7 protein-coding genes are annotated in these 12,149 nt (G+C 63.1%); 3 read left to right on the top strand and 4 right to left on the bottom strand.

Annotation, left to right across the window (positions count from 1 at the left end; all coding sequences use genetic code 11):
* The first annotated feature begins 17 nt into the window (after window positions 1–17).
* Window positions 18–1,262 carry a DUF459 domain-containing protein gene (locus ATY75_RS11220; RefSeq protein WP_190241345.1) on the top strand — a complete coding sequence of 415 codons (1,245 nt, stop codon included), beginning with the start codon at window positions 18–20 and terminating at the stop codon, window positions 1,260–1,262.
* A 34-nt stretch (window positions 1,263–1,296) separates the two neighbouring features.
* Here the strand turns inward: ATY75_RS11220 and ATY75_RS11215 are convergent, their stop codons facing one another.
* From ATY75_RS11215 to gltB, 3 genes are all read right to left on the bottom strand, one after another.
* Window positions 1,297–1,932 carry a hypothetical protein gene (locus ATY75_RS11215; protein ID WP_088937592.1) on the bottom strand — a complete coding sequence of 212 codons (636 nt, stop codon included), beginning with the start codon at window positions 1,930–1,932 and terminating at the stop codon, window positions 1,297–1,299.
* 220 nt (window positions 1,933–2,152) lie between these two features.
* Window positions 2,153–3,607: a glutamate synthase subunit beta gene (locus ATY75_RS11210; RefSeq protein ID WP_088937591.1), complete on the bottom strand. Its 1,455-nt coding sequence runs from the start codon at window positions 3,605–3,607 to the stop codon at window positions 2,153–2,155.
* A gap of 226 nt (window positions 3,608–3,833) precedes the next feature.
* Window positions 3,834–8,558, bottom strand: coding sequence for a glutamate synthase large subunit (gene gltB / locus ATY75_RS11205; RefSeq protein WP_190241344.1), 4,725 nt, complete (start codon window positions 8,556–8,558; stop codon window positions 3,834–3,836).
* 539 nt (window positions 8,559–9,097) lie between these two features.
* Here gltB and ATY75_RS11200 point away from each other — a divergent pair.
* The gene (locus ATY75_RS11200) at window positions 9,098–10,150 is read left to right on the top strand and encodes a low specificity L-threonine aldolase (RefSeq protein WP_088937590.1); all 1,053 of its coding nucleotides are present in this window, start codon (window positions 9,098–9,100) and stop codon (window positions 10,148–10,150) included.
* A gap of 13 nt (window positions 10,151–10,163) precedes the next feature.
* Here ATY75_RS11200 and ATY75_RS11195 read toward each other — a convergent pair whose 3' ends face one another.
* Complete coding sequence (locus ATY75_RS11195; protein ID WP_088937589.1) at window positions 10,164–11,018, bottom strand: LysR substrate-binding domain-containing protein; 855 nt, start codon at window positions 11,016–11,018, stop codon at window positions 10,164–10,166.
* A 92-nt stretch (window positions 11,019–11,110) separates the two neighbouring features.
* On the opposite strand from ATY75_RS11195, the gene ATY75_RS11190 reads away from it, so the two are divergent.
* Entirely contained in the window at window positions 11,111–12,115 is a 1,005-nt protein-coding gene (locus ATY75_RS11190) for a bile acid:sodium symporter family protein (RefSeq protein WP_088937588.1), read from the top strand.
* Window positions 12,116–12,149 lie beyond the last annotated feature (34 nt).

Raw genomic sequence — 12,149 nt, 5'->3', positions numbered from 1 at the left:
CCTGCCCTGCGTGCAAAATGCCGGCAGATGCGGAACTGCCCATGATGAAGAAAATTGATCGAACCCCAGTCCGTTGGCTGATGCTCGCCTTGACGGCGGCGTCGCTATGCATCGGCGCGCTTGCGCCGGTGCATGTCGCCGAGGCCCAGGAGCAGCAGCGCTACCAACGCCGGTCGATCCTCGATTTCTTCCTAGGCCGGCGCTATCTCGATGACGGTCCGCAGGCCCCGGATGCCCCGCAGCCGAGGCGCCAGCAGCAGCAGCGCAAGCGCCCGCCGGCGCAGAAGGCGGTGGTCAATACCCGCACCGCGCCGCCGGTGCGGCCGCCCGTGCAAGACGAGCCGGTTGTGCAGAAGCTCGGCGATGCCAAGAAAATCCTGATCGTCGGCGATTTCCTCGCCAGCGGCCTCGGCGACGGTCTGACCGCCGCCTTCGAAACCTCGCCCGGCGTCGTCGTCGAAGCCCGCGGCAATGTCTCATCGGGTCTCGTCCGCGACGATTATTACGACTGGCCGGAACAGCTGCCGAAGATGATCGACGAGCTGAAGCCGGCAATGGTCGTCGTCATGATCGGCGCCAACGACCGCCAGCAGATGATGACCGATACCGCCAAGGAAAAATTCCGCACCGACGGCTGGTTTACCGAATACACAAGCCGCGTCCTATCCTTCGGCAAAGAAGTCACCGACCGCAAGATCCCGCTGCTCTGGGTCGGGCTGCCCGCCTTCGAATCCGATCAGATGACGGCCGATGCCGTTCAGATGAACCAGCTTTACCGCAACCAGGTCGAAAGCATTGGCGGCGAATTCGTCGATATCTGGGATGGTTTCGTCGATGAAAACGGCAACTACATCGTCACCGGCTCCGATGTGAACGGCCAGCAGGTGCGTCTGCGCACCTCCGATGGCATCAACCTGACACAGGCCGGCCGGCGCAAGATTGCCTTCTATGTGGAAAAACCGGCGCGCCGCCTTCTCGGCACCCAGGCAAGCCCCGATCTGGTCCGCCTGGACGAAAGCAATCTGCCCGGCCTCGGCCTTCCCACCAATCCGGTCGAACATACCGTGCCGATTAGCCTCTCCGACCCTAATCTCGACGGCGGCGCCGAGCTTCTCGGCGCCAGGCCTCCGCCAACGGCTTTGACGCGATCGCCCCGCGACCTTCTGGTCGACCAGGGCGAAATGACGCCGGCGCCGCCCGGCCGCGTCGATGATTACCGCCTGCCTGCGGCAAAGACGCCAGCCGAAGTCTCGGTCAAATAAAAAGTCCGCGCGGCAGCCTTCCTCTTCGTTCCGTTTACGTCGACGCCGCCTGCGGCCAGCTCAGATAATAATAGTTCGAGCCGATCAGGCCGAAGAAGGCGTTGCTGTCGGTCGTCTGATCGACATAGCTGCCGTTCTCCTTGACGAAAGCGCCATCGGCGCCGCGCTCCAGATGCGCACCGAGAAAATCGCTCCAGCCGCTGACATCGATCGCCTTGCCGGCTTTGCTTTCAGTATCGGCCTCGTCGGGATCGTCGACGTCCCAGGCGGTAATCGATACGCCCTGCGTCGGATCGGTGATGGTCAGCGTGCCGGCCTCCAGCGCGGCCAGCATATCATGGGCCTTGCCGCTCTCGCCTTCGGCCGCAGCCGCATCCTGCAACTGCTCTTTCAGCATCGACATGAAGGAAGCGCTGGTCACGGCGGCGCCGTCTTCGGTCGCGTCAGTCCGATCTGATGTATCGCTCTGGGATGAAAGCGTGTCGAGCAGCCCGGACAGTGCCTGATTGGAAAGCAGCGAAGCGGAACTCGAATCGAGCCCGTAGGCGCTCAGGATACTGGCGACCGACGAACTCTGCCTATCCTGCGAACTGTCGTCGTCGGAGCTGCGAAGGTTTTTCAGGGCATATTGGGCCGAAACCAGCCGGGTGCTGTCAACTGCGGAAACCATGTGAAAAATCCTGGTGAAATGCCTGTGCGGCGTCGGTCGCGGCCGGCTCCTCCTGAGCTCGGCGCCCGCTGGAAAATCTCGCCTCCCGGCATTGCTTGAGGCTTGCGGCGGATGCCTCCGCGTCAAGCGGTCGCACCAGCGGCGGTCGCACCAGCGCATCCCCCCAATAAAAAACTCCGCCGGAAAGGCGGAGTTTTGTCTCGCTCTATGCGGCCTGCGGTCAGTTCGGCAGAACGCTCGACCCCATCAGCGCCTCGTCGATGGCGCGCGCCGCCTGGCGGCCTTCGCGGATTGCCCAGACCACCAGCGACTGGCCGCGGCGCACATCGCCCGCCGTCCAGAACTTGTCGACCGACGTCTTGTAGTCGCGGTCGTTGGCGACGACATTGGTCGAACCGCGTCTGTCGGTGTTGAGCGTCAGCTTTCCCTCAAGCTCCTTCAGCACGCTTGTCGTGAACGGCCCGCGGAAACCGATGGCGATGAAGGCGAGATCGGCGCGGATGACGAATTCCGTGCCCGGAACCGGCCGCCGGCGCTCGTCGACCTCGCAGCACTTGACGCCGGTCAGCACCCCGTCTTCGCCGACGAATTCCAGCGTCGCCACCTGGAACTCGCGCACGGCGCCCTCGGCCTGCGAGGAGGAGGTGCGCATCTTCGTCGCCCAGAAGGGCCAGACGGCGAGCTTATCTTCCTTCTCCGGCGGCTGCGGCCGGATGTCGAGCTGGGTGACCTTGACGGCGCCCTGGCGGAACGCCGTGCCGACGCAGTCCGAAGCCGTGTCGCCACCGCCGACGACGACGATATGCTTGGCGCCGGCCAGAATCGGGTCCGATGGCCAGCCGACGCTGTCGATGTTCTCGCGCCCGACGCGGCGGTTCTGCTGCACGAGATAAGGCATCGCGTCATGCACGCCGGCAAGGTCCGTGCCGGGAATGCCCGCCTCGCGCGGTGTCTCGGAGCCGCCGCAATAGAGAACGGCATCGTGATCGGCGAGCAACTGCTCGACCTTGATGTCGACGCCGACATTGACGCCGCAATGGAAGGTGACGCCCTCGCCCTTCATCTGCTCGACGCGGCGGTCGATGAAGTTCTTCTCCATCTTGAAATCGGGAATGCCGTAACGCAGCAGGCCGCCCGGCTTCGTCTCGCGTTCATAGACATGCACCTCGTGGCCGGCGCGGCCGAGCTGCTGGGCAGCCGCCATGCCGGCGGGACCGGAGCCGATCACCGCGACCTTCTTGCCGGTATGAACGGTGGCCGGCTGCGGCCGGATGAAGCCGAGTTCATAGGCCTTGTCGGCGATCGCCTGCTCGACCGTCTTGATGGCAACCGGCGCATCTTCGAGATTCAGCGTGCAGGCTTCCTCGCAAGGCGCCGGGCAGACACGGCCGGTGAACTCCGGGAAGTTGTTGGTCGAATGCAGGTTCTGGATCGCCGCTTCCCAGTTGTTGTTGTAGACGAGGTCGTTCCAGTCGGGGATCTGGTTGTGCACAGGGCAACCGGTGGGGCCGTGACAGTAGGGGATGCCACAGTCCATGCAGCGCGCGGCCTGTTTCTGCACTTCCGGATCCGACATCGGGATCGTGAATTCGCGGAAATGGCGGATACGATCCGACGCCGGCTGGTACTTCGCCACCTGCCGGTCGATTTCCAGAAACCCTGTTACCTTACCCATCTCTTCGTCCCTTACCCTCATGACCGCCTCATCCGCGGCCAATTGTCTGTCGTCAGTCCCGGCATTCCGGGCGGGTTGCTTCTCTTGACCGTCATTGGAACATATCCCCTGAAACTTCCGGGCGATCTCGACGGCCATCGGCCGCCGGCATGATCGTCACGGATCATCGAGACGTTTCCGATATTCGCCACCTGCAATCAGCCCGTGGCGAATATCCCGGTGCAAATCACTCGGCGGCGATGCCCATCCGGCTGCGCTCCATTTCCTCAAGCGCACGTCGGTATTCCACAGGCATGACCTTGCGGAATTTCGGACGGTAGTCGGCCCAGTGATCGAGGATCTGCTTGGCGCGGGTGGAGCCCGTATAGTGCAGATGGTTGGAGATCAGCTGGTAAAGGCGCTCCTCGTCATGACGGGTCATGTCGCCCGAGACGTCGACACGCCCCTTGTGCATGAGATCACCGCCGTGATGATGAAGCTTCTCCAGCATGTCGTCCTCCTCCGGCACCGGCTCGAGCTCGACCATCGCCATGTTGCAGCGGCTGGCGAAATCGCCGGTTTCATCGAGCACGTAGGCGACACCGCCGGACATGCCGGCCGCGAAGTTGCGGCCGGTGGCGCCGAGCACGACGACGACGCCGCCGGTCATGTATTCGCAGCCATGGTCGCCGACACCCTCGACGATGGCGATCGCTCCCGAGTTGCGGACAGCGAACCGTTCGCCCGCCACGCCGCGGAAGTAACATTCGCCCTCGGTTGCGCCATAAAGCACTGTGTTACCGACGATGATCGAGTTTTCGGCGACGATCCGCGAATTTTCCGGCGGCCGGATAATGATCTTGCCGCCCGAAAGTCCCTTGCCGACATAGTCGTTGCCGTCGCCGATCAGGTTGAAGGTGATGCCACGCGCCAGGAAGGCGCCGAAGCTCTGACCCGCCGTGCCGCGCAGCGTGACATTGATCGTGTCTTCCTTCAGCCCGCGGTGGCGATAACGCTTGGCGACCTCGCCGGACAGCATCGCGCCTGCCGAACGGTCGACGTTCTTGATGTCGACCTCGAAGGCGACGGGCGTCTTGTCGGTCAACGCCGGCTCAGCCTGCGCAATCAGCGCGCGGTCGAGAATATCGTCGATCGGGTGCTGCTGCCGGCTCGTCCAGAAAGTCTCTTCCTTGGCGGCATCGACCTTATGGAAGATGCGGCCGAAGTCGAGCCCCTTTGCCTTCCAATGGGCCAGCATCTCGTCCTTCTCCAGCAGCTCCGAGGCGCCGATGATCTCGTCGAGCCGGGTGAACCCGAGCGAAGCGAGGATTTCGCGCACTTCGTTGGCAACGAAGAAGAAGTAGTTGATGACGTGCTCCGGCGTGCCCTTGAAGCGCTTGCGCAGCACGGGATCCTGAGTTGCCACGCCGACCGGACAGGTGTTGAGATGGCACTTGCGCATCATGATGCAGCCGGCCGCGATCAGCGGCGCGGTGGCGAAGCCGAATTCGTCGGCGCCGAGCAGCGCCCCGATGATGACATCGCGGCCGGTCTTCAGGCCGCCATCCACCTGCAGTGCAATACGCGACCGCAGGCCGTTCAGCACCAGCGTCTGCTGGGTTTCGGCAAGGCCGATTTCCCACGGGCTGCCGGCATGCTTGAGCGAGGTCAGCGGCGACGCACCGGTGCCGCCGTCGAAGCCGGCGACCGTGATATGGTCGGCGCGCGCCTTGGCGACGCCGGCGGCAACCGTGCCGACGCCGACTTCGGAGACCAGCTTGACCGAGACATCGGAGGTCGGGTTGACGTTCTTCAGATCGTAGATCAGCTGCGCCAGATCCTCGATCGAATAGATGTCGTGGTGCGGCGGCGGCGAAATCAGGCCGACACCCGGCGTCGAGTGGCGGGTCTTGGCAACCGTCGCGTCGACCTTGTGACCCGGCAGCTGGCCGCCCTCGCCGGGCTTGGCGCCCTGCGCCACCTTGATCTGCAGCACGTCGGCGTTGACCAGATATTCGGTCGTGACCCCGAAGCGGCCCGACGCGATCTGCTTGATCGCCGAACGTTCCGGGTTGCTCGAACCATCGGAGAGCGGCATGTAGCGGTCGGATTCCTCGCCGCCCTCGCCGGTGTTCGACTTGCCGCCGATCCGGTTCATGGCGATCGCCAGCGTCGTATGCGCCTCGCGGGAGATCGAGCCGAAGGACATCGCCCCGGTCGAGAACCGCCTGACGATATCGGCCGCCGGCTCGACCTCGTCGATCGACACCGGCTTGCGGCCGAGCGCCTCGGCGCTCTTGATGTTGAACAGCCCGCGGATCGTGTTCATCCGCAGCGCCGAATCGTTGACCATCTCGGAGAATTCGCGGTAGCGGTCCTCGGCATTGCCGCGCACGGCGTGCTGCAGGGCGGCAACCGCATCCGGCGTCCAGGCATGGCTTTCGCCGCGCATGCGGTAGGCATATTCGCCGCCGATATCGAGCGTCGTGGCCAGCAGCGGATCGGTGCCGAAGGCCGCGTTATGGCGCGCGACGGTCTCTTCGGCGATCGCCTCGAGGCCGATGCCTTCGATCATCGTCGCGGTGCCGAAGAAATACTTGTCGACGAGTTCCGACGACAGGCCGATCGCATCGAAGATCTGCGCGCCGCAATAGGATTGATAGGTCGAAATGCCCATCTTCGACATGACCTTGAGGATGCCTTTGCCGACCGCCTTGATGTAACGGTATACGACTTCCGAGGCGTCGACTTCCTTCGGGAATTCGCCCTTGGCATGCATGTCGAGCAGCGTGTCGAAGGCAAGATAGGGGTTGATCGCTTCGGCGCCGTAGCCGGCGAGCAGGCAGAAATGATGGACCTCGCGCGGTTCGCCGGTCTCGACGACGAGGCCGACCGAGGTGCGAAGCCCCTTGCGGATCAGGTGATGGTGCACTGCCGCCGTTGCCAGCAGCGCCGGAATGGCGATTCGATCCGGCCCGATCTGGCGGTCGGAGAGCACGATGATGTTGTAGCCGCCTTTGACGGCCGCTTCCGCGCGCTCGCAGAGCCGGTCGAGCATTTCGGGCATGCCGGCAGCACCCCGCTCGATATCATAGGTGAAATCGAGCGTCTTGGTGTCGAAGCGGTCCTCCGTATGGCCGATCGAGCGGATCTTCTCGAGATCGCCGTTGGTCAGGATCGGCTGGCGCACTTCGAGGCGCTTGGCGTTCGCCATGCCTTCGTGGTCGAGGATGTTCGGGCGCGGGCCGATGAAGGAGACCAGGCTCATGACCAGCTCTTCGCGGATCGGATCGATCGGCGGGTTCGTCACCTGGGCGAAGTTCTGCTTAAAGTAGGTGTAGAGCAGCTTCGGCTTTTCCGACATCGCCGAGATCGGCGTGTCCGTGCCCATCGAGCCGATCGCCTCCTGGCCCGTCGTCGCCATCGGCGACATCAGGATGCGGGTGTCTTCGAGCGTGTAGCCGAAGGCCTGCTGGCGGTCGAGCAGCGACACGTCGCGGCGCAGCGCCCGCGGCTCCACCGGCTTCAGCTCTTCGAGGATCAACTGGGTGCGGCCGAGCCAGCTGCGATAGGGATGCGCCGTCGCAAGCTTGGACTTCACCTCGTCGTCGGAGATGATACGGCCTTCTTCCATGTCGATCAGCAGCATCTTGCCCGGCTGCAGGCGCCACTTCTGGATGATCCTCTCCTCCGGAACCGGCAGCACGCCGGCTTCGGACGCCATGATGACGCGGTCGTCGTCAGTCACGAGGTAGCGCGCCGGCCGCAGGCCGTTGCGGTCGAGCGTCGCGCCGATCTGCTTGCCGTCGGTGAAGGCAACGGCAGCCGGCCCGTCCCAGGGCTCCATCAGGGCGGCGTGATATTCGTAAAAGGCCTTGCGTTCCGGAGCCATCGACTGGTTCCCGGCCCAGGCCTCCGGGATCAGCATCATGACGGCATGAGCCATCGAATAGCCGCCGCGCACCAGGAATTCGAGCGCATTGTCGAAGCAGGCGGTGTCCGACTGTCCCTCATAGGAAATCGGCCAGAGCTTGGAGATGTCTTCGCCGAACAGCGGCGAGGAGACCGAGGCCTGGCGCGCCGCCATCCAGTTGACGTTGCCGCGCAGCGTGTTGATTTCGCCGTTATGGGCGACCATGCGGTAGGGATGGGCGAGCTTCCACGACGGGAAGGTGTTGGTCGAGAAGCGCTGATGCACCAAGGCGACCGCGCTTTCGAAACGCGGGTCCGCCAGATCCTTATAATAGGCGCCGACCTGATAGGCCAGGAACATGCCCTTGTAGACCACTGTCGCCGACGACAGCGACACCGGATAGAAATTGCTCTCCTCGCCATCGAACTCGTCATAGATGCGGTTGGAGATCACCTTGCGCAGCGTGAACAGCCGGCGCTCGAACTCGTCGTTGTTTTCGGCATCCTCGCCGGCGCCGATGAAAACCTGCACATGGTGCGGCTCGGTCGCGGCAATTGCCGGCGCCTTGGACAGCGAGGAATTATCGACCGGCACGTCACGAAAGCCGATCAGGACCTGGCCTTCCTCTTCAATGACGTCCTTGATCACCTTCTTGAAGTGCTCGATCTGCTTTTCATCGCGCGGCATGAAGATATGGCCGACGCCATATTCGCCAGCCGGCGGCAGGGTGATGCCCTGCGCGGCCATCTCCTCGCGGAAGAACCGGTCGGGGATCTGCACCAGGATGCCGGCGCCGTCGCCCATCAGCGGATCGGCGCCGACGGCGCCGCGATGCGTCAGGTTCTCGAGAATGAAGAGGCCGTCCTTGACGATCTGGTGCGACTTCTCGCCCTTCATATGCGCGACGAAGCCGACGCCGCAGGCATCATGTTCGTTGCGGGGATCGTAAAGGCCCTGTTTCTTCGGCAGGCCGGAGGCGGATTTGGACTTATTGGCCGTCGCGCGCACCTCTGCAGCAGCGAACCGGTCAAATTCCATGGATGGCGTCTTCGTCATCATCTTTCCTCCTGTCGAAGCCCGCGGGGCCGCGGGCGGTTTTTCGTCGCGCGCCGCAACCAAAATAGGTTCGGCGCATGACAGCGCTGTTGCATTGTGAAGATCGGCCGCAGACATCTGCTTATAAGGAAAGCAAACCGTCGCGTTCCGCGCCTGCCATTCGCCTCCGCGCGCCACCCGTCCTGGGGCTTGGCGCTCGAAAGAACTATAGCGTGAAAGCCCGCCTGTTCCAGGGCTTTTGGCGCCTCTTCGGCCGCAAGGGCCAAAATAGGACAGCAACACTGTCCTAATTCATCTGCTCTATGCCAGAAAGCATTTGGCTTCGCAAGAGCGCCATGTCGAAAATCGTCATTTTGCGAAGGAAGATTACCAAATAAGTCGCAATGGCGAAATAAAATTACGTCAACACGGCTTATTTTATTTATTGATTGCGCCGTTCGCTTTTCGTGATGGATTATCGGCAATAGCCTTGATCCCGTGAAGGATTGACGTAATCTCCGCTGCGAACCTCCCAATCTGTTTCACTCCCCACGGTCTCCGCTATGTTCTTTGCATCCGACAATTGGGCCGGCGCCCACAGATCCATTGCCGAACGCCTGCTGGCGGAATCGGCTGGTTTTGCCCCGGCCTATGGCGCCGGCGATCTTGACAAAAAAGTCGAGGCCCGCTTCTGCGAGATCTTCGAACGCGAGGTTTCCGTCTTCTTCGTCGCCACCGGCACGGCCGCCAATTCCCTGTCGCTGGCAAGCGTCCAACGCCCTGGCGGCATTACTTTCTGCCATTCCGAGGCGCATGTGATCGAGGATGAATGCGGCGCGCCGGAATTCTTCTCCGGCTCCGCCCGCCTCGTCGCCGTCGACGGCGAGGCCGGCAAGATCGATCCGGCGAAACTTTCGGCGAAAATCGCAAACTTTCCCGAGGACGCCCTCCGTCACGGACGCGCCAGCGCGGTGACCATCACTCAGACAACCGAGATCGGCACCGTCTATTCCCTGCCGGAAATCGGCGAGATCGCCGCCATCGCCGGAAAGCGCAACTTGCCGCTCCATATGGACGGCGCCCGCTTCGCCAACGCGCTGGTCGCCCTTGGTGCTACACCGGCCGAAATGACCTGGAAACGCGGCGTCGACATGCTGTCCTTCGGCGGCACCAAGAACGGCTGCTGGTGTGCTGAGGCGATCGTTTTTTTCGATCCGGAGCGGGCGCGCGACATGCCCTTCATCCGCAAGCGCGCCGCCCAGCTCTTTTCCAAATCGCGTTTCATCGCCGCCCAGTTCGATGCCTATTTCGAAAACGGCCTCTGGCTTGATCTTGCCCGCCACGCAAACGGCATGGCGGACCGCATGCGCGCCGGCATCGGCGCCAGCAACGCCGCCCGCCTTGCCTGGCCGACCGCTTCCAACGAAGTCTTTGCCGTAGTCAGCAAACATGCGGCACAAACCGCCGAGGAAAGAGGCGCTAAATTCTACGAATGGCCGGTGCCGGCGGCAGCGCCCGAACTGGTGTCCAAAAACGAAATCCTGATCCGGCTCGTCACCAGCTTCGCGACGACGGAAGCGGATGTGGATGGTTTCCTGAAGTGCCTGGCTTCCTGACTACGGCAATCACTCACGCTGACTTCAGCCGCCGCACCTTCTGCAGGATATCGTCCGACAGGGCGGCGACCAGCGCCTGGTCCGCCCCCTTGCGCGGCACCAGCACGAATTCCACATCCTCCAGCAGCGGAAGTTTTGACGCGGCGATCTCCTTCAGCCCTGAAGGCGCCATGCTGCGCGGCTGCACCAGCACGCCCATCCCGGCCCGCGCAGCCGCGGTCAATCCGCTGAGACTCCCGCAGGTGCAGACGATCCGCCACGCCACACCATTTCGCGCCAGCGCCTCCAGGGCGATCGCCCGGGTGACGCTCGGCGGCGGAAAGGCGATCAGCGGCAAAGGTCCGGAGGCCAGCACACGCTCCGGATCGCGCGCCAGCCAGACGAGCGGCTCGCGATAGACCAGCTTTCCGCGGGCATCGCCGAGCCGGCGCTTGGCAAGCACCAAATCGATTTCGCCATTGTCCTGCATCTCGTAGAGCACGCCGGAGAGCGCCACCGTCAGCTCCAGGTCGACTGAAGGGTGCGAGCGAACGAAATCCTCCAGCACCGCCGGCAACTGGCTGGTGACGAAATCTTCCGACACGCCGAGCCGCAGGCTGCCGCGCAGGCTGTTGCTGCGAAACAACGACTGCACCTGCCCCTCGATCGAAAGCATGCTGCGCGCATGCGACAGTAGCGCCTCGCCATCGCCGGTCAGTATGACCTTATGCGTGTCCCGCGCCAGGAGCTTGCGCCCGAGTGCCGCCTCCAGCCGCTGGATGTGCTGACTCACCGTCGACTGGCCGAGGCCGAGGCTTTCCGCCGCCAGCGTAAAGCTGCCCATCTGTTCGACGGCGACAAAACTGCGCAGTTGCGAAAGGTCCAGCATTTTAATCCAGTTTCTTAATAACTGTTATTCCTTGCATCGTGGATCATAATGGACGACAAAACAATTCAAATTTATCAAGCCGCGAGACCGCCATGCGCCGCTTTCTGCCCGACACGTTCACGACCCTGCTGGTCTGCACCGTCATTCTCGCCTCGCTGCTGCCGGCGAGCGGCGCATTCGCAGGTTATTTCGGCATCGCCACCGATCTTGCCATTGCGCTGCTGTTCTTCCTGCATGGCGCCCGCCTCTCGCGCGACGTCGTGATTGCAGGCCTGCTGCACTGGCGCCTGCATCTCGCCATCCTGCTGACGACCTTCGGCATTTTCCCGTTGCTTGGTCTCGGCCTCGGCTTCATCCCCGACACGATCCTGCCGCAGCCGCTCTATCTCGGCATTCTCTTCCTCTGCGTGCTGCCGTCGACGGTGCAGTCGTCGATCGCCTTCACCTCGATGGCCGGCGGCAATGTGCCTGCCGCCATCTGCTCGGCCTCGGCCTCCAACATCTTCGGCATGTTCCTGACGCCGCTGCTCGTCGGCCTGCTGTTTTCCGTCGGCGGCCATGGCGGCTTCTCCTTCGACGCGCTGCAGCAGATCCTGCTGCAACTGCTCGCCCCCTTCATCGTCGGCCAGATCCTGCAGCCCTGGATCGGCGACTGGATCCGCGCCAAGAAGAAAATCCTCATGCCTGTCGATCGCGGCTCGATCCTGATGGTGGTCTATCTCGCCTTCTCGACGGCGGTCGTCGAGGGACTGTGGCACACCTTCTCGCTCGCCGATATCGCCGTCGTCATCGTCGCCGATATGCTTCTTCTGGGCATCGTGCTGGTGTTGACCATGTTCGGCAGCCGCTGGCTCGGCTTCGGCAAGGCCGACGAGATCACCATCACTTTCTGCGGCTCGAAGAAGAGCCTCGCAAGCGGCGTGCCGATGGCAAACGTCATCTTCGCTGGCCAGTCGATCGGCGCCATCGTGCTGCCGCTGATGCTGTTCCACCAGATCCAGCTGATGGTCTGCGCCGTTATCGCCCAGAAATACGCCGCCGCCGCGGCCCGCCGCGCAACCGAAAAGGAAATAGACGAAGCCGCCAGCCCGGCCTGAGTCACAATAAAAAACGGCGCCCCGATCGGAGCGC

Source organism: Rhizobium sp. N122 (genome assembly GCF_002211295.1).
Classification (GTDB): Bacteria; Pseudomonadota; Alphaproteobacteria; order Rhizobiales; family Rhizobiaceae; genus Rhizobium.
This window is presented reverse-complemented; position numbering and strand designations above follow the sequence as displayed.